This is a genomic window from Streptomyces sp. NPDC046931 (genome assembly GCF_040644655.1).
GTDB lineage: Bacteria > Actinomycetota > Actinomycetes > Streptomycetales > Streptomycetaceae > Streptomyces.
This window is the reverse complement of the sequence record NZ_JBEYWX010000001.1, coordinates 838,030-861,596: the sequence shown is the minus strand read 5'-3', so window position 1 is coordinate 861,596 and position 23,567 is coordinate 838,030. Positions and strand designations below refer to the sequence as shown.

The following is a 23,567-nucleotide window of genomic DNA, read 5'->3' as shown; positions in this document are numbered from 1 at the left end:
CGTGAACCCAGTCAAGCCAGGAGAGACGCCGCGCACGCCTTGGATCGTGGGGGTTTCGGGTGCTTCGGGCACCCCTTATGCCGCCGCCGTGCTGCGCGGGCTCCTCGACGCGGGCCAGAGCGTCGATCTCGTGGTCAGCCGGGCCTCGCGGCTCACGCTCCTCGACGAGACGGGCCTGCCGTTCCGGGACGCACACTGGCAGGACGACCTGCGGGCCTGGCTGTCCCGCGGCGCCGACGGGAAACCCGGGACCTTCGACGTGGACATCACGGGGGTGCGGCACTGGAGCGCCGGTGACCTGGCCGCCGGGCCGTCCTCGGGGTCGTACCCGGCCAAGGGGATGCTGATCGTGCCGGCCTCGACGGCGAGCGTGGCGGGGGTTGCGCTCGGGCTGTCGAAGGACCTGCTGCAACGGGCGGCGAGCGTGACGCTGAAGGAGGGCCGCCCGCTGGTCGTGGCCGTACGGGAGGCCCCGCTGAACGGTCAGACGCTGCGGCACCTGGTGACGCTGGACGACGCGGGCGCGGTCGTGGTGCCCGCCTCGCCCGCCTTCTACGCCGGGGCCACGCACATCCAGGACCTGGTGGACTTCGTGGCGGGGCGGGCGCTCGACGCGGTGGGCGTCGAACACCGGCTCTACCGTCGCTGGAAGGGCGAGCTGGGCGGCGGAAGCCGTACGACCTGAGGGCCGGCCGCACGTCGGCCGACAGCGGTAACCCCCTCACTTCCGGGGCCCCGGCAGACCTCATCAGACCTTTTCGTACCTCTTCAGATCTCTTCAGACCTCTTCAGTGGAAGGCATCGATCGCATGGACGCGGTGGACAGGCAGCTCATCCAGGCCCTGAGGGAGAACGGTCGGGCCTCCTACGCGGAGCTGGGACGCCTCGTCGGCCTGTCCGGGCCCAGCGTCACCGATCGCATCAACCGCCTCGAGGCGGCCGGCGTCATCACCGGTTACCGTGCGACCGTCAACGCCGCCTCCCTCGGCCTCGGGGTCACCGCCCTCATCGGTATCTCGCTCTCCGACGCCGCCGACCACGAGGACGTGGCGCACCGGCTGAAGGACCTTCAGGAGATCGAGGACTGCTGGTTCATCGCCGGCGACGACTCGTTCATGCTCAAGGTGCGCGTGACCGACGTGGACGGCCTGGAGAAGACCATCCGCAGGCTGTCCGGTACCAAGGGTGTCTCCCGTACGCGGACCACGATCGTGCTGTCCACCAAGTGGGAGAACCGGGTGGGGGAGCTTCCGGAGACCCACTAGGCGAGAAGCGCCGGGTGCAGTGCGCCGGGTGGGGACGCCGGGTGGGGGGCGCCGTCCGCCCGGACGGCGAAGGGTACGGTGGGGTGGGTTTGTCCTGAGGGAGAGGCAGAAGCATGGATGTCGGGCTCAAGCGTGAGCTGGAGGACAAGGTCCGGGCCGGTGAGCGGCTGACCCGCGAGGACGGCATCGCGCTGTACGAGTCGGACGATCTGGCCTGGCTCGGCGGCCTCGCGCACGAGGTACGGACCCGCAAGAACGGTGACGTGGTCCACTTCAACGTCAACCGTCACCTCAACATGACGAACGTGTGCACCGCGTCCTGCGCGTACTGCTCGTTCCAGCGCAAGCCGGGCGAGAAGGACGCGTACACGATGCGCATCGAGGAGGCGGTCAAGCTCGCCAAGGCGATGGAGTCCGAGAACCTCACCGAACTGCACATCGTCAACGGCCTTCACCCGAACCTGCCGTGGCGTTACTACCCGCGCTCGCTGCGCGAGCTGAAGGCCGCCCTGCCGAACGTCTCGCTGAAGGCGTTCACGGCGACGGAGATCCACCACTTCGAGACGATCTCCGGTCTTTCGGCGTCCGAGATCCTCGACGAACTGATCGACGCCGGTCTGGAGTCGCTCACCGGCGGCGGTGCCGAGATCTTCGACTGGGAGGTCCGGCAGCACATCGTCGACCACAGGACCCACTGGGAGGACTGGTCGCGCATTCACCGCCTGGCGCACGAGAAGGGTCTGAAGACCCCGTGCACCATGCTGTACGGCCATATCGAGGAGCCGCGCCACCGCGTGGACCACGTACTGCGGCTGCGTGAGCTGCAGGACGAGACGGGCGGATTCCAGGTCTTCATCCCGCTGCGCTACCAGCACGACTTCGTGGACCTGAAGGACGGCAAGGTCCGCAACCGCCTTCAGGCGCGCACCCAGATGGCGACGGGCGCGGAGGCACTGAAGACCTTCGCGGTCTCCCGTCTGCTCTTCGACAACATCCAGCACGTCAAGGTCTTCTGGGTGATGCACGGTGTGCAGACCGCGCAGCTGGCCCTCCAGCACGGTGCGGACGACATGGACGGCTCGGTCGTCGAGTACAAGATCACGCACGACGCGGACAACTACGGCACGCCGAACAAGCTGACCCGTGAGGACCTGCTGGACCTGATCCGTGACGCGGGTTTCCGCCCGGTGGAGCGGAACACGCGGTACGAGATCATCCGCGAGTACGAGGGCCCGGACCCGGCGCGCCGCGACGAGCCCCAGCCGATGCGGATCTGACCCCTCCAGTGAGTGGGGGTGAGGGGCGCCACACCTGCTTGAACCCCAAATGAGGTAATAGATAGCCTCGCGCCATGCCCCTTACCTTCGCTCTCGATCCCGCCGTCACCCCTGCCCTGCGCGACGGCGTGCTCGATCTGTGGACGGATGTCTCCAACGCCGACGGGGCCGTCGGATTCGTGCCGCCGGTCACCCGGGAGGTGGTACGGCCGGAGCTGGTCCGGCATCTGTCTGCGATGAGCGAGGGGCGCACCCGGCTGCTCGTCGGGTACGAGGCGGAGGGGCGGGTGGCCGCAAGCGCGTTCCTCACCTTCAACACGCACCGGCTGATGACGCACTGGCTGTGGCTCTACACGGTGATGGTGCACCCCCGGCACCAGGGCAAGGGCTACGGCCGCGACCTGCTGGCCGCCGCCGCGGACGCGGCCCGCGGCTTCGAGGGCGTCGAGGCGATACGGCTCACCTGCCGCGGCGGCCTCGGTCTCGAGCACTTCTACGGTTCGTGCGGCTACAAGGAGGTGGGCCGGGTGCCCGGGGCGATCCGGGTGGCGCCCGGCGACGACCGGGACGACATCACGATGGTGCTGCCCCTGGGATGACCCCGCCGGTGCGGTCCGGCCGGCCGGTGCGCCGCACCCCCCTGCAAGATCAGGCGCCGCGCGTGCTTCACTGGACGGTGACCAACAGGGGGATTCCCACGGAACGGAAGAGTGGATAGAGATGCTCCGCTACACGCTGATGCGCCTCGGTATCTTCGCGGGCTGCCTCGTCGTCGTCTGGGGCCTCGTCTACTCCGGCCTCGCCCCGCGCGGCCTCGGTGCCTCCAACGGCCTGTGGATCGTCCTGCTCGCCATGGTGATCTCGGCCCCGATCAGCTTCGTGCTGCTCCGTGGAGAGCGCGACCGGGCCTCCGTGCAGGTCGCGCAGAAGGTCGACCGTATGAAGGCCGGACTCGACGCGAACCGCGCCCAGGAGGACGGGGCCGACGACGCGGCGCGCACCCAGCGCCAGACCTCGTGAGCTGACGCCCGCCCCGCGGCGGGCCGCCGTTCCTGGCCGCCCCCGGACCACGACTAGGTGCCCCCCGGCGGGTGTCCCTCCTGGCCGTCGCCGTCGGTGGGCGGGTGTCCCTCCTGGCCGTCGCCGTCCGTGGGCTGGTGCGGGGGCCGGTCGAAGTGGACCGTGATCTTCTCGAAGCCCTTGAAGGACTGCGTCGCCGCGTACGACCGGTAGGCGCGCAGATCCCCCGGGCTGAGGTGGACACGATCGGTGAACGGGCTCAGCAGGCTGCGGGGCCACAGCCGCAGGCACCGCACCGCACAGATCTCCGCCGTGCCGAGGTACACCAGCGCGCCGAGGTAGAGCCAGGCGATCAGGCCGAGCACGATCCCGAAGAACCCGTACGTCGCCGTGGTGCCCTTCAGGACGTGGCCGACGTAGTACGAGCCGCCCCACTGGAGCACCTGCCAGGCGCAGGCACCGGCGAGGGCCGGGGCGTACATCAGGCGTACCGGCAACCGGCGGCGCGCCAGGATGCGGTAGCTCAGCATCAGCAGACAGGCGTTGAGCACGACGGCCACGGCCGCGGCGGCGACCCGCACACCGACCGCCAGCCGGGCGCCGAACACGCTGGCCGCGGACTCACCGGCGGACAGGGCCGTGGTGACACAGAGCCCGAGCGCGAGCAGCGACAGGAACTTCAGGCCCTTCAGCCGCGAGCGCAGCGGATCGGGACGGGCGTGGCGGGGCACCGCGAAGATCTTGTTCAGGGCGAGCTGGGCGGCCTGCGCGATGCCCAGGGCGCCGTAGAGACTGACAGCGATACCCACGCCGAGGGCGACACCACTTCCGTGGAAGGAGTGGATGTTGTGACCGAGCTGGTCGCCGATCACCGGGAACTCGCTCAGTGCCGAATTCAGCAGCGCCTGCTGGAGGTGCGGGTTGCCGCTGAGTATGGAACCGAGCAGGGCCACGAGGAAGAGCAGCAGCGGGAACAGGGACAGAAAACCGTAGTACGTCAAAAGCGCGGTCAGATATGCGGCCTGGTCGTCGAAGAACTTGTAGGCCACGGCCAGAGAAAAGCCCGCCCAGCGATGCCGTCGCTGGTACCCGTCCAGACGGGCCAGCACACTCATGTATCTCCCCGTACCCCCCTGAGCTGGACCCATGCGGAGTCCGGGCCGCGTCGGCGATGGGTCTCCGCAGGGTTCCGGCAGGGTCGGTCCTGGCTTCCGGTCGATGTTCCGGGCGCTTTTCCCGTAGACGATTCCGGCCTTTCCGGGAGGTGAGTCCTGCCTCCCCGGGAGGTGACCCCGCCGGTTTTCCGCCCCGGCCGTGAAGGTTTCCGCCCGGAATTGCCGACTCCCGGGTGGTGCGTGGGGGCTCACTCCTGGGGTGACCGTGGGTATGGCCATGCCAGGGCGGAGGACCGGGTCCGGACATGCGGTTCTCACGCGCCCGGGCGGCCTCCCGGCGGAGGTTGACGCGGAGGCTGCACACGCCTGTCCCCGGACCATCCCCGAACCCGTACAGACTCCCCACGCGGGCCCCGTACGATCCGGGTCCTAACCGGTGGTAACAGCGAGCCGCACCGCCGATGAACGTCTCCGTGCGCCCAGCGCGTACTTCATGCAGCGAAGCAGTGCACCGCTGCAGGCCCCAGGAGCTGCCCATGCCCATCTCGTACTCGTCGGTACCCATCCCCACGGCCCCGGCCGATCTCGACCACGACCGCGGCCCGGTGCTCGTGGAGCCGGAGATCCGGCGGCTGAACGGTGAGGTGCGGGAGGCGTATGTGCCTCCGCTGGTGCCGCAGGTGACCCATGGCTCGCTCGCCGACCTGCCGTTCGAGAACGCGGCCGAGGCGCCGGGCCACCGGGTCCTCAGCCGCCGTGACGCGGACGGCGAGTGGACGGACGTGACGGCTGCTCAGTTCGCCGAGCAGGTCCTCTCCGTGGCGAAGGGACTGATCGGCGAGGGCCTGATGCCGGGCGACCGGATCGCCGTCATGGCGCGCACGGCGTACGAATGGACGCTGCTGGACTTCGCGGCCTGGGCGGCGGGCCTGGTGACGGTCCCCGTCTACCCCACATCCTCCGTCTTCCAGACCCGCTGGATCCTCCAGGACGCGGGCGTCGTGGCCCTGGTGACGGAGACGGTCGGCCAGGCGGCGGCCCTCGGCCCGGAGCGCCCCCACATGCCCGACCTGCGCCATGTGTGGGTGATGGAGAAGGGGCATGTCGACCGCCTGGCGGAACTGGGGCAGCCGCTCCCGGACCAGGAGGTCTTTGTACGCAGGGGCGTTCTGGGCCCGGACACCCTGGCCACCCTCGTCTACACCTCGGGTACGACGGGCCGCCCCAAGGGCTGCGCGCTGACACACGGCAACTTCCTCGCCGAGGTCGACAACGCCACCGAACTCCTCCACCCCATCTTCAGCGCGAGGAGCAGCGAGGAGCCGTCGACGCTGCTGTTCCTGCCCCTGTCGCACGTCTTCGGCCGGATGGTGGCGGTCGCGTGCATCCGCGCCCGGGTACGGCTCGGCCACGCGCCGAGCCTCCAGGCGCGGGACCTGCTGGCCGACCTGGCGAGCTTCCGGCCGACCTTCCTGCTGGCCATTCCGTACATACTGGAGAAGGTCTACAACAACGCGCGGGCCGCCGCCGAACGCGGCGGCCGGGCGGCGCTGTTCGACCGTGCGGCGGACGTGGCCCGCCGCTACGGCGAGGCGACGGAGGCCCGGCAGCACGGCACCGGCCCCGGCCCGAGCCGCGCCCTGAAGACGGCCCGCGCCTTCTACGATCCCCTCGTCTACCGCCGTATCCGCAACGCCCTGGGTGGCAGGGTCCGCCATGTCATCTGCGGCGGCTCCCCGCTGGGCCACCGCCTCGCCGCCTTCTACGCGGGCGCCGGCATAGGGATCTACGAGGGGTACGGCCTGACGGAGACGACCGGCGCGGCCACCGTGACCCCACCGCTCAAACCCCGGCTCGGCACGGTGGGCTGGCCGCTGCCCGGCACACGGGTGCGCATCGCGGCGGACGGTGAGGTGCTGCTCTCCGGCGGCCAGGTCTTCCGCGGCTACTGGGATCCTCGCGCGGGCGGGGTGGTCCCGGCCGGTCCCGACGGCTGGTTCCCCACGGGCGACATCGGCCGCCTGGACGACGAGGGCTACCTCGCGATCACGGGCAGGAAGAAGGAGATCCTGATCACCGCGGGCGGCAAGAACGTGGCCCCGGCGCCCCTGGAGAACTGGCTCCGCTCCCACCCCCTGATCTCCCAGTGCCTCGTCCTCGGCGACGGCCGCCCCTACGTCACCGCACTGATCACCCTGGACCCGGAGGGGATCGTGCACTGGCGCCAGATGATCGGCAAGCACCCGGTGCCTCCCGAACTCCTCCGTGACGACGAGGAGTTGCACCGGGTCCTGCAATGCGCGGTGGACGAGGCGAACAAGCTGGTCTCCCGCCCCGAGTCGATCCGCCGCTTCGCGGTCCTCCCCGTGGACTTCACCGAGGAGGCGGGCCACCTGACCCCGTCGATGAAGCTCCGCCGGGAGACGATCCTGCGGGAGTTCGCCCGGGAGGTGGAGGGGCTGTACGCGCCCTAGATCCGCTGGGGCACGGAGACGATCCGCCGCTTCCCGCCGGAGCCGCCGGTGGAGTGGCAGCCGCGACCGCCACGGCCATGACGGCTCAGTCGAGCAGGCCCGCGGCCGTCAGCAGGCGGGTCAGGTCGGTACGGGAGCGGACCTGCAACTTGCGGTAGATACGGGTGAGGTGCGCCTCCACCGTCTTGCGGGAAACGAACAGCGACGCCGCCGCCTCCACGTTGTTCAGTCCCCGGGCCACCGCCCGGGACACCTGGAACTCCTGCGGTGTCAGCAGGGAGAGCGCGTCGCCCGCCGTCGGCCGGCCGGCCGTCACGGTGCCGCCCGTGGCGGCCAGTTCGCTGGCCGCCCGCCGCGCCCAGGGCTCCGCGCCCAGCCGCTGGAAGCAGGCCAGGGCGGCCGTCAGGGGGGCGCGGGCGGCGGCCGGGCGGCGGTGGCGGCGCAGTACCTCCGCCTCGCACAGCTGCGTGCGGGCGAGGTCGAAGGGCCCCGTGGTGCGTCCATGGGCGTCCAGCGCGCGGGCGAAGTGCGCCTCCGCCTCCTCGGGCGTGGGCGCCAGCAGGCCCCGGCAGCGGGCGGCGGCCGCCTCCGCCGACGCCAGGCCCGTCTCCCGGGCCCGTTCCTCCAGCCAGGCCGTCACCCTGTCGGCCCGGTCCGGGTGGCCGGCCCGCAGCTGTGCCTCCGCCAGGTCGGACGCGAACGGGACGACCTCCGGGTTGCCGACGCCCTGTTCCCGTGCCAGGGCCAGGGTCTGTTCCAGCTGGCCGGCGGCCGTCTCATGGTCACCGTGGGTCAGGGCCGCCAGCCCGAGGACCGCCGTCAGATGGAACTCCTGGCAGCCGATGCCGTGTGTCCCGCACTCCCGGCGCGCGTGCGCCACATGTTCCTCGACGGCCACCCGGTCACCGCGCAGCGCCTCCAGTCGGGCGAGGCCGTACAGGGTGTAGCTGACGCAGGTGAGCTGGCCCAGCTCCTCCGCCCAGCGCAGGGACTCGGTCAGGTCGCCGCGCGCCGAGGCCCACTGGCCGATGCGGGTCTCCAGCTCGCCGCGCACCGCCAGGGTGAAGGCCAGCACGCCCACCGCGCTGTGGCGGCGCGCCGACTCCACCGCCGTGTTGAGCAGCCGGCGCCCCCGGGCGAACTCCTCCGCCCTGCTCCACGCCTGCCCGGCGATCGCGTACACCGGCTGGTCGCGTACGGGGTCCCCGGCGCCGTCCCGGTCGGCGGCCCGAAGCATCGCCGTGCCCCGCGCCACCTGCCCGGCCATGACGAGCGCCGCGCCGAGCATGGTCTGGCTCAGCCAGCGGTCCCGGCCCCTGGGCGCGGCGAGCGCCACGGACTGCTCGGCGACCCTGATCGCCGCCGGGACATGCCCGTCCAGGCGGGCGGGGGCGGTCGCCTCGGCCAGCAGGACGCAGGCGCGCGCGGGATCGGTCGCGCGTACGGCGTCGGCGGCGTCCAGCAGCAGGCCGTACGCCCGGGCCGGCTCCCCCTTCCAGGTGTACATCCGGCCCAGCAGGGCCTGGATGTCCGCGCGCATCGCCGCGTCGGGCGTGATCCGCAGGGCTTCCTCGCACCACGGCGGGCCGTACGGCGATCCGCTCAGCAGGGCGTCGGAGGCGGCGCGGTGGAGCCGCTCGGCGCGCACCGCGGCCTCGGGGGTCAGCTCGGCGGCGCGGCGCCAGGCCAGCGCGGACTCCCCGTACGCGCTGCGGCGGCGCGCCTCCAGGGCCGCTTCGGCCAGCGCCGCCGCGGCCTCCTCGTCGGGGCCCGCGCTGGCCGCCGCCCGGTACCAGGCGTGCAGCGCGCCCGTGCTCACCGCCGCGAGGGCGTGGAAGGCGGCGAAGCGGTGGGCGAGCGGAGCCCGGGTGAGGACCAGCGGGCGCAGCACGGGGTGGTGGAAGTCCAGGCCGTCGAGGGTGGCCCGGACCAGGCCCGCCTGTTCCGCGGGGGACAGCGCCTCCAGGGACAGGCCGGCCACCTCCAGGGCCTTGCGCAGGGTGCCGGCGGCCGTGGAGCGGCTCGCGGCGAGCACCGCCAGGGCCCGGCGCGCGGTGTCGGGAAGATCGTCCATCCGGGCCGCCCAGGCCCGTTCGAGATGGCGGCCCAGCGAGGGCGGGGCGGGCAGCGGCTGCTCCCCGCGCGCCTGTTCCGGCGTCAGGCCGGACGCCATCTCGCGCAGGGCCAGGGGGTTGCCCCCGCTGATCCGTACGAGTTCGCCGAGGACCGCGGGGGCTACCCGACGGCCCGCCTCCGCCAGCAGCGCCGCGCACTCGGCCGTCGCGAGCCCGCCCACCTGCACGGCGGGGATGCTCCGGCGTTCGCCCGACTCGCCGTGGTCCTCGCGCGAGGACAGCGCGAGCGCGACCCGTTCGCAGGACAGGCGGCGGGCGACGAACAGCAGGACACGCTGGGAGGACGGGTCCACCCAGTGCAGGTCGTCGACCAGGACCACCACCGGGTGCCGGTCGCCCAGGGCGGCGAGCACGTTGAGGGCGCCCATGCAGGCCGCGTACGGATTGCCCGGGGCCTGGCCGGACAGCGCGAGGGACCCCTCCAGGGCGGAGCGCTGGGCCTCGGGGAGATCCCTGAAAAGGGAGGAATGCGGCATGAGCAGATCGCCCAGGACGGCGAACGGCAGGACGGTCTCGGTCTCGATGCCCCGGGCCCGCAGGACGGTCGCCCGCCGGCCTGCCTGTTGGGCCGCGTAGTCCAGCAGGGCCGTCTTGCCGATCCCGGGCTCGCCCCACAGCAGCAGGGCCGCCCCACCGTCCGCACCCGCCACGAGCAGGTCGTCCATCAGTCCGCGCTCGCGCTCGCGACCGACGAAACCGGCCGGTGTCCGCTGCCCCGCCGTGCTCTCGACCCGCTGCGGAGGTCCCCCTCGCATGTGCCACCCCCTGGCGCCCGCCCACGTCCATCATGGGGCACGACGGGTGGGTCAAGAAGGGTGAACGCGGACACAGGTGCAGGGACTTCCCCGAAGCGGGCGCAACGGCGGGGGACTTGAATGGTGCTCGCACCACACCGGAATGAGGCAGGCGAAGACGGATCGCGGAGCGGGGGAAGGGCCGATGCCGACGGCATCAGCGGGAGCAGGACCGAGGCTCGACTCGATCGAGATCAAGGTGACGTTCTCGGACGCCGGCGCGGCCGCCGCGATCGGGACGCTGGCGCCGGACCACGGGGGGGCCCGGCGCCGCGTCTACTTCTGTGAGGCCCTCGCCCGCTCCCGGGTACCCGGTGAACTGCCGCTGTCGGATGCGGGGGTGATCCTGCGGCTGCGGGACGGGGGCGGGCGAGGCGGTGACGTCACGGCCAGGCTGCGGCCGTGCCGGCGGTCCCGGATCGGCGAGCGGTGGCTGGGTTTCCGGGGGCAGGGGCCGGATTCCTTCGGCCTGACGGGCGACTGGTCGGGGGAGCACCGGACGCTGTCGGCGTCCTTCACGACCGACTGCGGCAGTGACGCGGTCGAGGCCGTGGCGTCCGGTGCGCAGCCGCCGTCCTGGGCCCTGTCGGAGCGGCAGCGGGCGTTCCTGGCCGACTGCGCGGACGTGCGGCTCGGCTGCGGGCCACTGGACGTACTGGGGCCGGTGCACTCCGTGCGCTGGGACGGCGTACGCCTCGACCACCATGAGGTGAACCTGGAGAGCTGGACCCTGGACGGTCCGCGGCCCCTGCGCTGGCTGGAGGTCTCCGAGCGGGTGCCGCCCGAGGGGGCGGAGGTCGTCCAGGCGTCCCTGACGGCCCTCCTGCGCAGGCAGGGCCTGGATCCCGGCCCGGAGGAGGGGACGAAGACCCGGCGGGTCCTGGAGGCCCTGTCACTCGGATCCCGGCCCCCGCAGCGGATCCTTTGGTCGTCGAGCTGAGGCCAGGGGCGATTCTTACAGGGCCTGTGGGACTTTTATGATCTTTGGGACCTCTGGGACCTCTGGGACCTATGGCCCCCTGTGTCTCCTGTGGCCTTTGGGATCTCTGGGGCCTGTGGGACATCGGAGGGCATTGGCCTGTGGCCCGGGGGTCATGAGGGATATGCGGGCCGGCTGGAAAAGGACGGCGGCGCAAAAAAGCAGGAGCCCCCTGCGCCGGTCGGCGCGCGGGGCTCCTTGGGTACTGCTTCCGTTCCGGATCAAGCATCGGACTCTGGGCCGGAAGGCCGTGAGCCGGAGGCCTGGAACCGAAGGCCGAAACTCCGGTTCAGCGACTCAGATGGCCGTGACGTTCTCCGCCTGGGGGCCCTTCGGGCCCTGGGTCACGTCGAAGCTCACCTGCTGGTTCTCCTCAAGCGAGCGGAAGCCGTTCGCATTGATCGCGGAGTAGTGGACGAAGACGTCGGGGCCGCCGCCTTCCTGGGCGATGAAACCAAAGCCCTTTTCGGCGTTGAACCACTTCACGGTTCCGGTAGCCATAAGCCCTCCTTGGGCCCAAAGGGTTTGCCCTGCTCCAGAACCTGCAAGTGTGAAAACTGAAGCGCCGCACAACTGCACGTCTCGGGAACGACGAGAGCCCGCGGTCACATGCTCCGCAGGCTCTGTACTGCAAGGAAACCAAACTGCAACTTGCGGCGAGCCTAGCACGCGGGCAGCCGGAAGCAATAGAGGCCAAGATCACTTCACCCAAATGTTTGAACGGGTGTGAGCTGAACTGACGCAACAGTGTCGCATGCTGGACACGGGGTTGACTCCAGCGATCCGGGAGGTGTCCTTAAGTCGCTCGGGCACCCTGAAGCAAGCACCGTACCGCACGGGGTCTAGTCTCGCGATGTGGACAATTCTCGCACCCGGCCGCGCGTCGGCCACATTCAGTTCCTGAACTGCCTGCCCCTGTACTGGGGGCTCGCGAGAACCGGAACGCTCCTGGACCTGGAGCTGACCAAGGACACCCCCGAGAAGCTCAGCGAGCAGCTGGTGCGGGGCGATCTCGACATCGGCCCGATCACCCTGGTCGAGTTCCTCAGAAATGCCGACGACCTGGTCGCCTTCCCCGATATCGCGGTGGGCTGCGACGGCCCCGTGATGTCCTGCGTGATCGTCTCCCAGCTCCCGCTGGACCGGCTCGACGGCGCCCGCGTCGCCCTCGGCTCCACCTCGCGGACCTCCGTACGCCTCGCCCAGCTGCTGCTCGCCGAGCGGTACGGGGTGACGCCGGACTACTACACCTGCCCGCCCGACCTCAGCCTGATGATGCAGGAGGCGGAGGCCGCGGTCCTCATCGGCGACGCCGCCCTGCGCGCCAACCTCCACGACGGCCCGCGCTACGGCCTCGCCGTGCACGACCTCGGCGCACTGTGGAAGGAATGGACGGGCCTGCCGTTCGTCTTCGCGGTGTGGGCCGCCCGCCGCGACTACCTGGAGCGCGAGCCGGACTCCACCCGGCGGGTGCACGAGGCGTTCCTGGCCTCCCGCAACCTGTCCCTGGAGGAGGTCGTCAAGGTCGCCGAACAGGCAGCCCGCTGGGAGGCCTTCGACGCGCAGGTGCTGGAGCAGTACTTCACGACGCTCGACTTCCGCTTCGGGGGCCCGCAGCTGGAGGCGGTCGCCGAGTTCGCCCGGCGGGTCGGGCCGACCACGGGCTTCCCGGCGGACGTGAAGGTCGACCTCCTGAAGCCGTAGCGGGCTCCCCCGTGGGCACTACCCTGCTGGGAAGTCGTACGGGGGAGGAGTGGCGCCATGCAGCCGCTGGAGGCCGGAGAACCCACCGCGGTCGGGCCCTACCGACTGCTCGGCAGGCTCGGCTCGGGCGGGATGGGCCGTGTCTACCTCGGGCGCAGCGCGGGCGGGCGCACGGTCGCGGTCAAGGTCGTGCACCCGCACTTCGCGCTGGACGAGGAGTTCCGTGCGAGGTTCCGCCGCGAGGTGGAGGCCGCGCGGCGGGTCGGCGGGGCCTGGACCGCGCCCGTGCTCGACGCGGACCCCGAGGCGCCGGTGCCGTGGGTCGCGACCGGATACGCGGCGGGGCCGTCCCTGGCCGCCGCGGTGACGGACGGCGGGCCGCTGCCCCCGCATTCGGTGCGGGCGCTGGGAGCGGGCCTGGCGGAGGCGCTGTCCGCGGTGCACGGTCTCGGCCTGGTGCACCGGGACGTGAAGCCGTCCAACGTCCTGCTGACCCTCGACGGCCCCCTCCTGATCGACTTCGGCATCGCCCGGGCGATGGACGGGACGGCGTCGCTGACCTCCACGGGCGTCTCGGTCGGCTCGCCCGGCTACATGTCCCCCGAGCAGATCCTGGGCAAGGGCGTCACCGGCGCGGCGGACGTCTTCTCGCTGGGCGCGGTGCTGGCGTACGCGGCGACCGGTCGCTCCCCGTTCCCCGGCGACTCCTCGGCCGCTCTGCTGTACAAGGTCGTCCACGAGGAACCGGAACTCGACGGCGTCGAAGGCGAGTTGCGGGAGCTCGTGGCCGCCTGCCTCGTCAAGGACCCGGCCGCCCGGCCCGCTCCGCAGGAGGTGGCCGGCAGGCTCGCACCGCAGGGCGCGGCCCGCCTGGTGACCGGCGGCTGGCTGCCGGGCCCGCTGGTGGAACAGGTCAGCCGCAAGGCCGTACAGCTGCTGAACCTGGAGGCGTCGGGGCCACCGCCCTCGGGACCGGTGGACTTCAGCAGGGCGTCGCTGGGCGAGCCGCCCGCGGCGGCCACGGCATTTGCGGGCTCGTCCTCCTCGACGCCCGAAGTGCCGGTATCCGAGGGCCGGTTCGGGTCGCCGCCCTCGGGGGCCTTCGGACCTCCGCCCGTCATGACCGTTCCTCCGGCCCCTGCCACCCCGCTCGCCCCCGTGCCCGAGGCGCGGCCCGAGGACGCCGTACCCGACACCGCGGACGGTCCCGGAAAGCTCTCCGTGAGCCTCGCCGCGACCTCCGTGCCCGGATCCGGCGGCCGTGGCCGGCGCCTGAGCTGCACGGTCGCCCTCGCGGTGGCGGGAGCGCTGGCCGCGGTGACGGTCGGGTCCCACTTCGTCTTCGGTCTGTTCGACGGCGGCTCCTCCGGCGGGGGCAGCGCCGCCGGAGGAGCCCCCAGCTCCCCGGCCCGCTCGGCAAGCGCGTCGCAGCCGGCGGCCGGGGAATCCGCCGTGCCCCCCTTCTACCTCGGCACCTGGGAGGGTGACGCCCTCGCGCTCGGCGGCACGCTGCCCGCGGGCACATTCCGCGTCACCCTTCGCGAGGCGGCCGTCGGCGGCGAGATCGGCACCTTCCGGTCCACCGACCAGCTCGGCGGCGTCTGCGACGACGTACTGTTCCTGAAGCGGGCCTCGGCGCGGCAGCTCGTCGCCACGAGCGTCGCACGGAAGTCCAATCCGTCGACGTGTACGACCGGAAGCCACGAGGTCCGCCTCACACCCGCCGGCGCCGACCTTCGGTACGAGACGGACAACGCGGATGCCGGGAACCCGACTTCGCGGATGGGGAAGGTCAACTAGCCCACCGGCAAGGCCAGTCGGGGGTGTCCTTCCGCGCTTACCCTGAGCGCGTGGATCTGGACCTCTGGGTGGCCGCCGGTGCCGCGGTGTGGGGTGCGGGCGTCGGTGTGCTGGTGCCCCGGGCCGCGTACCGGCTCTGCGTCGAGCCCGAGCAGCCGTGGCGGGACCGGTGCCCGGACGGGCACCCGATCGACGGGTGGGTCGGACGGGCCCGGTGCGCCGACGGGCGGCCATACGGCCCCGGGACCGCCCTGGTGTGCATGGCCACCGCCGTGGTCTGCGGCGCCCTCGCCCTTGCCACCGGCACCCGCCCCGAGCTCGCCGTCTGGCTGCTGCTCGCCCCTGCCGGTGTGTTGCTGACGCTCGTCGACTTCCGGGTCCAGCGGCTGCCGGACGTGCTCACCCTGCCGCTCGCGGCGGCCGCGCTGGTCCTGCTCGCGGCCGCCGCGGCCCTGCCCGGGCACGCGGGGCACTGGCGTACCGCGCTCCTCGGGGCCCTCGCGCTCGGCGGCGCGTACTGCGTGCTCTTTTTCGTCAACCCGAACGGCATGGGCTTCGGCGACGTCAAGCTCGCCCTCGGGCTCGGCGGGATGCTCGGCTGGTACGGCTGGCCGACCGTGGTCCTCGGCACCTTCGCCGGGTTTCTCTTCGGCGGGCTGTACGGGCTCGGGCTCGTTCTCGCGCGCCGGGCCGGGCGGCGCACTGCGATCCCCTTCGGGCCGTTCCTCATCGCCGGCGCCTTGGTGGGACTGCTGACGGGTGCGCACGCGGCCTGACGTCGGCCCGCCAAAACCCCTGGCGTAGGCTGGTCCGGTCTGTCCACAACCCTTACGAAAGGGACGCCCGGTGACCGAGAAGGCCGACCTCACGCCCATTGACGTCACAGCCGTCCTCGACCGTGCGGCAGCCGGTGGGCGGATCACTCCCGAAGAAGCGCTGGTCCTCTACCGGGACGCGCCGCTGCATGCGTTGGGCTCCGCCGCCGACGCCGTACGCCGCCGTAACTACGCCGGTGTCGAGCACATTGCGACGTACATCATCGAGCGGAACATCAACTACACGAACGTCTGTGTGACGGCGTGCAGGTTCTGCGCCTTCTACGCGGCCCCCAAGGACACCGCCAAGGGCTGGACCCGGGACCTCGACGACATCCTGCGCCGGTGCGCCGAGACCGTCGAACTCGGCGGCACCCAGATCATGTTCCAGGGCGGCCACCACCCGGACTACGGCGTCGAGTACTACGAGAAGCACTTCCGCGCCATCAAGGAGGCCTTCCCGCAGCTGGTCATCCACAGCCTGGGGGCGTCCGAGGTCGAGCACATGGCCCGGATCTCGGGCGTCGGCGTGGAGGAGGCAATCACCCGGATCCACGCGGCCGGGCTGGACTCCTTCGCCGGAGCCGGCGCCGAACTCCTGCCCGAGCGGCCCCGCAAGGCGATCGCGCCCCTGAAGGAGAGCGGTGAGCGCTGGCTGGAGATCATGGAGACCGCGCACAACCTGGGCGTCGAGTCCACGTCCACCATGCTCATGGGCACCGGCGAGACCAACGCCGAGCGCATCGAGCATCTGCGGATGATCCGTGACGTCCAGGACCGCACGGGCGGCTTCCGGGCCTTCATCCCGTACACCTACCAGCCCGAGAACAACCATCTGAAGGGCCGCACCCAGGCGACCCTCTTCGAGTACCTGCGGATGATCGCGATCGCCCGCCTCTTCCTGGACAACGTCCGGCACATCCAGGGCTCCTGGCTGACCACCGGCAAGGAGATCGGCCAGCTGTCCCTGCACTACGGCGCGGACGACCTCGGCTCGATCATGCTGGAGGAGAACGTCGTCTCCTCGGCCGGGGCCAAGCACCGCTCCAACCGTCAGGAGATCATCGACCTGATCCGCAAGGCGGGACGGGTGCCGGCGCAGCGCTCGACGACGTACGAGCACCTCGTCGTCCACGACGACCCGGCGAACGACCCCGCCGACGAGCGGGTCGTGTCCCATATCTCTTCGACGGCGATCGAGGGCGGCACGGCCCATCCCGAGCTGAAGCTGCTCGCCTCCAACTAGGCCCCGGATGCTGACGATCCACGCCGATTCCAGGGGCCGTGCGCTCGCCGTCCGCGGCGAGTGGATCGCGGACGCCGGGCCGCTGGAGGAGGTCGTCGCCGCGCATCCGTCGGCGCGCGTGCGGGAGTGGCCCGGCATTCTCACATCGGGGCTCGTCAACCTCCATGGCACCGAGCTGCTGGAGGAGGAGTACCACCCGGATCCGCGGGAGGCCGACCGGCTGGGCACCGAGCCGCTGACCGGGGACGCGCTGGCGGCGCTGGACCTGGACGACGTCCGCTGGGGCGCGAGCGCCCGGCGCGGGGTGCAGCGGATGCTGGCGCACGGCACGGTCGCGGCGGCCTGTGAGCCGCTGCGCAACCGCGCGGTCCAGGACGCCGTCCGGCGCACCGGACTGGGGATCGTGGGCCGGCTGGGGCGCCCCGCCGGTGTTCCCTCCCTCGACCCGTGCGCCTGCGGCCTGCCGCTGGAGTTCCCGCCCGCGCGCGAGCGCGGCTCCGCGGCCCGTTTCGCCGTGTTCGACGTCGCGGACGAGGCGGAGCTGACGGAGCGCGGATCCGGTACGTGCCTGGCGACCGTCGTGGCCGGCCGCCTGGTCTACCGCCGCCGCTGAACGCCCCGCTGCCGTGTCGCCGTACCCCCTGCTGCCACAATGGGGAGCGTGACCCGCGCATCCCTGGACAAGCAGCCGCACCAAGTCGCCTCGATGTTCGACGACGTGGCGGAACGGTACGACCTGACGAACGACCTGCTGTCGCTGGGCCAGGACCGGGTGTGGCGCAAGGAGGTCGCGAAGGCGGTCGACGCGCGGCCCGCGCAGAAGGTCCTGGACCTGGCGGCGGGCACGGCGACCTCGTCGCTGCCCTTCACCCGCGCCGGGGCCTACGTGGTGCCCTGCGACTTCTCGCTCGGGATGCTCCGGGTCGGCAAGCGGCGGCACCCCTGGATGCCGTTCACGGCGGGCGACGCCACGCGGCTGCCGTTCCGGGACGACGTCTTCGACGCTGTGACGATCTCCTTCGGGCTGCGCAACGTGCAGGACACCGACGCGGCGCTGCGCGAGCTGTACCGGGTGACCAAGCCGGGCGGGCGCGTTGTGATCTGCGAGTTCTCGCATCCCACGTGGGCGCCCTTCCGCACCGTCTACACCGAGTACCTGATGCGCGCGCTGCCGCCGGTGGCCCGCGCGGTGTCGTCCAACCCGGAGGCGTACGTCTACCTCGCCGAGTCCATCCGCGCCTGGCCCGACCAGCCGGCCCTCGCCGAACGGCTGCGCACGGCAGGCTGGTCCGGTGTGGCCTGGCGCAACCTGACCGGTGGCATCGTCGCGCTGCACCGGGGGTTCAAGACCGGCTGACCCGGCAACCCCCTGCGCTCGGGTCAGGCCGAGCCGGGAACCCCGTGGCACTCGGCTCCGGCCGACCGGGCAGGCCGCCGACGCTCAGGGCCGGCCGGGGGCCTGGCTCACCTGAGCACCTCGAACCTGCCTCCCGGCTCGTCGAGTTCGCGGCGCAGTCCGCCCGGCGGCGGAATGGGCAGCCGTGGCTCGCGGACCCCGGCTCCTCCGCCGCCCTCGCCCTCGGCGAGGTCGAACCACACGGTGACCACGGCACCGCGCGGCACCTCGGCGCCGGGCAGGGGATATTGGCGTACGACGTAGTCGACGACGGTGTGATGGAAGTCCGGCCGGTCGGGAGCGGCGAGGGCCACCCCCTGCTTCTCGGCGGTCTCGCGTGCATCCATCGCCATCAGACCGACCAGCCGCGGCACGCGCACTTCGGGTGTTTTGGGTGTTATAGGCAAAGATGTCACCCCCAGCGGTACTGGAAGGGTAACCGGCCGACGACGTCACCCGGAAGCGTCGCGTTTCTTTCCGTAACAATCGGATACGCACTGTCACCACGCCAGCCGGTAGCAGTGCGCCTCCTGCTGTGACACCGGTGTCGTGAAGACCTCGGCGAGACTCATGCCCAACCGCCGGGTGACCGCGATCGAGCGGGCGTTACGGGCGTTGACCATGGCCACCACGCCGTTCACCCCCGCCGCGCGCACCCGCTCCAGGGTCATCCGCGCGGCCGCCGTGACATACCCCTTGCCCCAGTGCTCCCGCCCCAGCCGCCAGCCGATCTCGATCTCGCCCCGCGGCCCCCACTCCTGCGGCCACGGCTGGGCTCCCGTGAAACCGATGACCCGACCGGATTCATCGAGCACGGTCCACAGGCAGAAGCCGTGCTCGGCGTCGTGCCGGCGCTGGCGCGCGGTGAGCTCCTCGTAGACGGACAGCTCCGCGGACCTGCCGCCGTGGAACTCCATCACGTCCGGGTGGTCGAAGACCCGGTGCCAGGCGACGGCGTCCTCGTCGGTGGGAACGCGCAACCGTACTACGGGGAGAGCTCGGTTCACGGGGGGCAGCCCTTCAGCCGGGTGATCGATTCTGCTGCATAGACTGCCCATGTCCAGTGCCCGTCGGCACGCAGATTTCGAACTTGGGGGAGATCCCGCCGTGACCGAGCCCCTCTCCGAGAACACCGCCGATGTGATCGTCGTGGGCGCGGGGCCAGCCGGCTCCACGACCGCGTACCACCTGGCCAGGGCCGGGCTCGACGTCCTCCTGCTGGAGAAGACCGAATTCCCCAGGGAGAAGGTCTGCGGCGACGGTCTCACCCCGCGCGCCGTCAAGCAGCTCGTGGCGATGGGCATCGACATCTCCGAGGAGGCCGGCTGGCTGCGCAACAAGGGCCTGCGGATCGTCGGCGGCGGCGTCCGCCTCCAGCTGGACTGGCCGGAACTCGCCTCCTACCCGAACTACGGACTCGTCCGCAAGCGCGACGACTTCGACGAGCAGCTGGCCCGGCAGGCGCAGAAGGCGGGGGCGCGCCTGTACGAACGCTGCAATGTCAGCGGCCCGGTCGTCGACGACCGCACCGGCCGTATCACCGGCGTCACGGCCAAGCTGGGCGAGGAGAAGCGCGAGGTCACCTTCCACGCGCCGCTCGTCGTCGCGGCGGACGGCAACTCCACCCGGCTCTCCCTGGCGATGGGCCTGCACCGCCGCGAGGACCGTCCGATGGGCGTCGCGGTCCGTACGTACTTCACGTCCCCGCGCCACGAGGACGACTACCTGGAGTCCTGGCTGGAGCTGTGGGACCGGCGCGGCGGCCAGGAGCGGCTGCTGCCGGGCTACGGCTGGATCTTCGGCATGGGCGACGGCACGAGCAACGTCGGCCTGGGCGTCCTGAACACCTCGGACTCCTTCAAGGAGCTGGACTGGCGCGAGGTGCTCAAGGCGTGGTGCGCGTCGATGCCCGAGGACTGGGGCTACACCCCCGAAAACATGACCGGCCCCATCCGCGGTGCCGCCCTGCCCATGGCCTTCAACCGCCAGCCGCACTACACCAAGGGCCTGCTGCTCGTCGGTGACGCGGGCGGACTGGTGAACCCCTTCAACGGTGAAGGCATCGCGTACGCCATGGAGTCGGGCCAGATCGCCGCGGACGTCATCGTCCAGGCCCTGGCCCGTGCCACCCCCGCCCAGCGCGAAATGGCCCTGCACAACTACCCGAAGATCCTCAAGGACACCTACGGCGGCTACTACACGCTGGGCCGCGCCTTCGTGAAGCTGATCGGCAACCCGAAGGTGATGAAGATCGCGGCGCAGCGGGGACTGACGCACCCGATGCTGATGAAGTTCACGCTGAAGCTGCTGGCCAACCTGACGGACCCGACGGGCGGCGACGCGATGGACCGGATCATCAACGGCCTGTCGAAGGTCGCACCCAAAGCCTGATCATTCAAGGCCGGGTCGCGCGGCAGAAGGCCGAGCGGCCCGGCGTGGGGCGCCGGTTGAACTCTCAGACGTTGACGATCTTCACCTTCGGCGAGCCGGGGAGTTCCTCGGCAGCCTTGCACAGCGCCGGGATGTGCGACTTGTCGGATGTGACGAGCAAGCACCGGGGGCGTGCAGAGCGCGGCCGTGGCCACCACGAGGGCGTCCACGAGGCATTCGCGTCCGTCAAGGCCCGAGGCGTCCAGCAGCTTGGCCGCGGCGTTTGTCACCGCCTCGTCGACAGGTTTTACGTCGAACCGGGACGGCAGGAACTGGAGCCGCTCGGCGGCCTCTCCGGTTCGGCGTACTTCCAAGGACGTCAGGGCGGACAGCGCCACTCGTCTGCCGCTCTGCTGAGCGACCTCGATGCGCGCTCGCATCCCTTCGTCGCCGTCGACGTGCAGCGAGAGTCCTTGGGCGTCGGGGACGAGCGTGCCCTCGCTCTTGGCCTTGATCTCGAGACGTTTGCTTACCACTCCTGTTCCGCCTGCCGCCGCGCTTCGGCGCAGACGGGGCCGAATGCCTTGAGGTCGGCGGCCACGAGGCGCAGCTGAAGGACGCCCTGAACGGCTCCGGCAGGACGACGCTCACGGACGCCGACCGGCTGGGCTGGTTCATGGACCCGGCGGTGACCGGGCTGGGCGGCCCGGACCACGCGGAACCGTGAGCCGCTCCTGATCCATCCCACGGGCACGCTCTACAACCGCCCGTCGGCGCGGACCGCCGTTCGGAACTTCTTCCTCGCGGGCGACTACGTCCGCACCGATGTCGACCTGGCGACCATGGAGGGCGCCAACGAGTCGGCGCGCCGGGCCGTCAACGCACTACTGGACGCGGACGGTTCGGCCGCCGAGCGCTGCCGGATCTGGGAGCTGTACCGCCCGCCGGAGCTGGAGCCCCTCAAGCGCGTCGACGAGGTCCGCTACCGCCTCGGTCTGCCGAACACCTTCGACCTCGGGTGAGGGTACGGGTGGGTGAAGGGATGGCATGAGCCGGCGCCTCCGCCCTTCGGGTGAGCCCGGGGAGGCGTTCGCCGGGGTGTGCCGGAACGTGCCGGAAGGGCCGCTGCCCCCGAGCGGCTGCGGCCCTTCTTCGGCGTGACTGCCGACGGATGCGGTTCAGAGCACCCGGACCGCGCCGGTCGGCGGGTCGTACGACAGAGGCTTCTCCACGACACCGCTGGAGGGGTTCTGGGCGCCGACGAACATTCCGTCGCCGACGTACACCGCCACGTGGTACGCGCTGCCCGCGCCGCCCCAGTAGAGGATGTCGCCCGGCTGAAGGTTGCTGAGCGAGACCTGGGTGCCGGCCGTCGACTGGTCCTGCGAGACGCGCGGCAGGCTGACGCCGATCTGCTTGAACGCGGTCTGCACGAGGCCCGAGCAGTCCCACGAGTTCGGGCCGGTGCTGCCCATGACGTACGAGTCGCCGATCTGCGCCTTGACGAAGGCGACGACGGCGGCGGCGGAACCGGTGGCCGTGGACGAGCTCGTCGAGGTGCTGCCGGACGAGGACGCTGCGGACAGCACGGTCCGCTCGGCGCTGCGCGAGGCGGCGGCCGCCTTCTTGCGCGCGGCCTCGGCCTTCCGCTCGGCCTCCGCCGCCTTCTTCTTGGCTTCCGCGAGGTCCGCCTTGGCCTGCTTCGCGGCGTTTGCGGCGGCCGCGTCGCGTTCGGCCTGCAGCTGGTAGTCGGCGGCGGCCTGCTGGGTGGCTTCCGCGGACTGCGCGACCTGCGTGGCCATGTCGGCCGTCAGGGTGGGCAGTTCGAGGGTCTGCGTCACCGGCTCGGCGGCGTTCGCCGAGGCCGACGCACCGGCTACGGCCAGCGTGCTGAGGACGCCACCCGCAACTCCGGCCCGCATCGCGATCGTCGACGCGCTGCGGTTGCGGGGCTTCCGGTGGCTGCGTATGTGAGCGGTGTGGGACATGAGTACAACGGGTATCAGGGGCTCCTCCATACCTTCAAGAAACGTGTGCTGCGCCACAGTTGTTCAATCGGCGCTCCAAACACTGGGTAAGTCGCTCTTTATTGACGCCGTAACGGGCATTGCGGACACCAGTGATCAAGCCTGTGATCACGTGTTTTCGACGTTACGTCCGGATTGCTCTGCGCCTATCACTGGTCGCGGCGCATGGCCAAGCCCGCCTTTTGCGACCCCGCACAGATGTGGCGCAGGTCACGGAACGGCCACCCTGGGGGCGGCGTCTCGCGCGTGGATGTCACCGCCGGCCGCTCGTGAACGGGCGCACCTTCACGTGCGGCCACGCCGGCCTCGCTTGTGAACGTGTGCACGCGTCCACAGGCGACCCGTCTCTCCCTCTCAGGTGTGAACGGGGTCCTCTATCAAGGGATCCGGCTCGGCGCGAATTTGCCTTGAGTAGCTGATCTTTGATAGTGCATGCCGCCCGTGACCAGCGAAGACGAGCGAAAATGTCACCTCTTGGTGATCGCTCGACTGCTTCGCGTACGAAGATCACCGCTCATCCGACTTCATGATCCTTCGCCGGGTGGTGGAGATCACAAACTACATGGGGACCCCCGTGTCGCAGATCACACAGCGCCGGGCATAAGATGCGGGGCAGTTGGGCTTGTGACCTGCTTCACATGTCTGCGATCTTCGCCGGGGCCAGCGAGGCTCGCGGGACTCGTGGGGCGGGTGGAAGTCCAGCGCTCCCCCAAGGTCTCGGCTTCGCTCGACCAGGGGGGACGCCCATGCAGTCAGTGCCGACTGAGAGGAGCGAGGAGCGGTGAACGCGTATGCGCCCATCCTCGTACTGGGAGCCCTCGGGGCAGGCTTTGCGATCTTCTCCGTGGTCATGGCCACGCTGATCGGTCCGAAGCGGTACAACCGCGCCAAGCTCGAGGCCTACGAGTGCGGTATCGAACCGACCCCCACGCCGGCCGGCGGCGGGCGCTTCCCGATCAAGTACTACCTGACGGCGATGCTCTTCATCGTCTTCGACATCGAGATCGTCTTCCTCTATCCGTGGGCCGTCACCTTCGACGCCCTCGGGATTTTCGGGCTCGTGGAGATGCTGCTCTTCGTGCTCACCGTCTTCGTCGCCTACGCGTACGTATGGCGGCGCGGCGGCCTGGAATGGGACTGAGGGGCCTTT

The 23,567-nt window shown here is 71.2% G+C and carries 22 protein-coding genes and 1 pseudogene; 17 read left to right on the top strand and 6 right to left on the bottom strand.

Translation table 11 applies throughout. The annotated features are described in order from the left end of the window. Position 1 precedes the first annotated feature (1 nt). From ABZ876_RS03960 to ABZ876_RS03940, 5 genes are all read left to right on the top strand, one after another. On the top strand, positions 2-685 hold the full coding sequence (locus tag ABZ876_RS03960; RefSeq protein ID WP_361773771.1) for a UbiX family flavin prenyltransferase: 684 nt from the start codon (positions 2-4) through the stop codon (positions 683-685). Positions 686-809: 124 nt separating this feature from the next. Next, positions 810-1,265 (top strand): Lrp/AsnC family transcriptional regulator, encoded by a 456-nt coding sequence (locus tag ABZ876_RS03955; RefSeq protein WP_361773768.1) that lies wholly within the window; start codon positions 810-812, stop codon positions 1,263-1,265. 113 nt (positions 1,266-1,378) lie between these two features. Then, positions 1,379-2,542: an aminofutalosine synthase MqnE gene (gene mqnE, locus ABZ876_RS03950; protein WP_361773765.1), complete on the top strand. Its 1,164-nt coding sequence runs from the start codon at positions 1,379-1,381 to the stop codon at positions 2,540-2,542. A 74-nt stretch (positions 2,543-2,616) separates the two neighbouring features. Continuing rightward, entirely contained in the window at positions 2,617-3,141 is a 525-nt protein-coding gene (locus ABZ876_RS03945; RefSeq protein WP_361773762.1) for a GNAT family N-acetyltransferase, read from the top strand. Positions 3,142-3,262: 121 nt separating this feature from the next. Further along, positions 3,263-3,562, top strand: coding sequence for a DUF4229 domain-containing protein (locus ABZ876_RS03940; protein ID WP_361773759.1), 300 nt, complete (start codon positions 3,263-3,265; stop codon positions 3,560-3,562). A 53-nt stretch (positions 3,563-3,615) separates the two neighbouring features. Here ABZ876_RS03940 and ABZ876_RS03935 read toward each other — a convergent pair whose 3' ends face one another. Next, positions 3,616-4,677: a YihY/virulence factor BrkB family protein gene (locus ABZ876_RS03935; protein ID WP_361773757.1), complete on the bottom strand. Its 1,062-nt coding sequence runs from the start codon at positions 4,675-4,677 to the stop codon at positions 3,616-3,618. A 536-nt stretch (positions 4,678-5,213) separates the two neighbouring features. Between ABZ876_RS03935 and ABZ876_RS03930 the strand changes: the two genes are divergently transcribed. Beyond that, a complete protein-coding gene (locus tag ABZ876_RS03930; protein ID WP_361773754.1) occupies positions 5,214-7,151 on the top strand; it encodes an AMP-binding protein in 1,938 nt (645 codons plus the stop codon). A gap of 85 nt (positions 7,152-7,236) precedes the next feature. On the opposite strand, the gene ABZ876_RS03925 is transcribed toward ABZ876_RS03930, so the two are convergent. Beyond that, entirely contained in the window at positions 7,237-10,041 is a 2,805-nt protein-coding gene (locus ABZ876_RS03925; protein WP_361773751.1) for an AAA family ATPase, read from the bottom strand. Between the two features lie 184 nt (positions 10,042-10,225). Between ABZ876_RS03925 and ABZ876_RS03920 the strand changes: the two genes are divergently transcribed. Beyond that, positions 10,226-11,020, top strand: a complete 795-nt coding sequence (locus tag ABZ876_RS03920) for a hypothetical protein (RefSeq protein ID WP_361773748.1) — start codon at positions 10,226-10,228, stop codon at positions 11,018-11,020. Between the two features lie 336 nt (positions 11,021-11,356). Here ABZ876_RS03920 and ABZ876_RS03915 read toward each other — a convergent pair whose 3' ends face one another. After that, a complete protein-coding gene (locus ABZ876_RS03915; RefSeq protein WP_043442843.1) occupies positions 11,357-11,560 on the bottom strand; it encodes a cold-shock protein in 204 nt (67 codons plus the stop codon). Between the two features lie 354 nt (positions 11,561-11,914). Here ABZ876_RS03915 and ABZ876_RS03910 point away from each other — a divergent pair, with 354 nt between their 5' ends. The 6 genes from ABZ876_RS03910 (at position 11,915) to ABZ876_RS03885 (ending at position 17,981) form a co-directional block, all read left to right on the top strand. Then, positions 11,915-12,763, top strand: a complete 849-nt coding sequence (locus ABZ876_RS03910) for a menaquinone biosynthesis protein (RefSeq protein ID WP_361773745.1) — start codon at positions 11,915-11,917, stop codon at positions 12,761-12,763. 57 nt (positions 12,764-12,820) lie between these two features. Next, on the top strand, positions 12,821-14,563 hold the full coding sequence (locus ABZ876_RS03905) for a serine/threonine-protein kinase (RefSeq protein ID WP_361773742.1): 1,743 nt from the start codon (positions 12,821-12,823) through the stop codon (positions 14,561-14,563). Between the two features lie 50 nt (positions 14,564-14,613). Then, positions 14,614-15,339, top strand: a complete 726-nt coding sequence (locus ABZ876_RS03900; protein ID WP_361773739.1) for a prepilin peptidase — start codon at positions 14,614-14,616, stop codon at positions 15,337-15,339. Positions 15,340-15,409: 70 nt separating this feature from the next. After that, complete coding sequence (gene mqnC, locus ABZ876_RS03895) at positions 15,410-16,624, top strand: cyclic dehypoxanthinyl futalosine synthase (protein ID WP_361773736.1); 1,215 nt, start codon at positions 15,410-15,412, stop codon at positions 16,622-16,624. Positions 16,625-16,631: 7 nt separating this feature from the next. Beyond that, positions 16,632-17,237 (top strand): hypothetical protein, encoded by a 606-nt coding sequence (locus tag ABZ876_RS03890; RefSeq protein WP_361773733.1) that lies wholly within the window; start codon positions 16,632-16,634, stop codon positions 17,235-17,237. 48 nt (positions 17,238-17,285) lie between these two features. Next, a complete protein-coding gene (locus ABZ876_RS03885; protein WP_361773730.1) occupies positions 17,286-17,981 on the top strand; it encodes a demethylmenaquinone methyltransferase in 696 nt (231 codons plus the stop codon). 107 nt (positions 17,982-18,088) lie between these two features. Here the strand turns inward: ABZ876_RS03885 and ABZ876_RS03880 are convergent, their stop codons facing one another. Next, the gene (locus tag ABZ876_RS03880; protein ID WP_361773727.1) at positions 18,089-18,427 is read right to left on the bottom strand and encodes a PASTA domain-containing protein; all 339 of its coding nucleotides are present in this window, start codon (positions 18,425-18,427) and stop codon (positions 18,089-18,091) included. A gap of 93 nt (positions 18,428-18,520) precedes the next feature. Next, a complete protein-coding gene (locus ABZ876_RS03875) occupies positions 18,521-19,027 on the bottom strand; it encodes a GNAT family N-acetyltransferase (protein ID WP_361773724.1) in 507 nt (168 codons plus the stop codon). Positions 19,028-19,076: 49 nt separating this feature from the next. On the opposite strand from ABZ876_RS03875, the gene ABZ876_RS03870 reads away from it, so the two are divergent. The 3 genes and pseudogenes from ABZ876_RS03870 to ABZ876_RS03860 all read left to right on the top strand — a co-directional run. After that, complete coding sequence (locus ABZ876_RS03870) at positions 19,077-20,411, top strand: geranylgeranyl reductase family protein (RefSeq protein WP_361773721.1); 1,335 nt, start codon at positions 19,077-19,079, stop codon at positions 20,409-20,411. A gap of 71 nt (positions 20,412-20,482) precedes the next feature. Next, positions 20,483-21,004, top strand: coding sequence for a hypothetical protein (locus ABZ876_RS03865; RefSeq protein WP_361773718.1), 522 nt, complete (start codon positions 20,483-20,485; stop codon positions 21,002-21,004). Beyond that, positions 20,995-21,412: pseudogene (locus ABZ876_RS03860) on the top strand (FAD-dependent oxidoreductase); the annotation flags it as partial. The gene ABZ876_RS03865 and the pseudogene ABZ876_RS03860, both read left to right, overlap by 10 nt. A 156-nt stretch (positions 21,413-21,568) precedes the next feature. On the opposite strand, the gene ABZ876_RS03855 reads toward ABZ876_RS03860, so the two are convergent. Further along, positions 21,569-22,378 (bottom strand): C40 family peptidase, encoded by an 810-nt coding sequence (locus ABZ876_RS03855; RefSeq protein ID WP_361773715.1) that lies wholly within the window; start codon positions 22,376-22,378, stop codon positions 21,569-21,571. 820 nt (positions 22,379-23,198) lie between these two features. On the opposite strand from ABZ876_RS03855, the gene ABZ876_RS03850 reads away from it, so the two are divergent. Continuing rightward, on the top strand, positions 23,199-23,558 hold the full coding sequence (locus ABZ876_RS03850) for an NADH-quinone oxidoreductase subunit A (protein WP_003992243.1): 360 nt from the start codon (positions 23,199-23,201) through the stop codon (positions 23,556-23,558). The last annotated feature ends 9 nt before the right edge of the window (positions 23,559-23,567 follow it).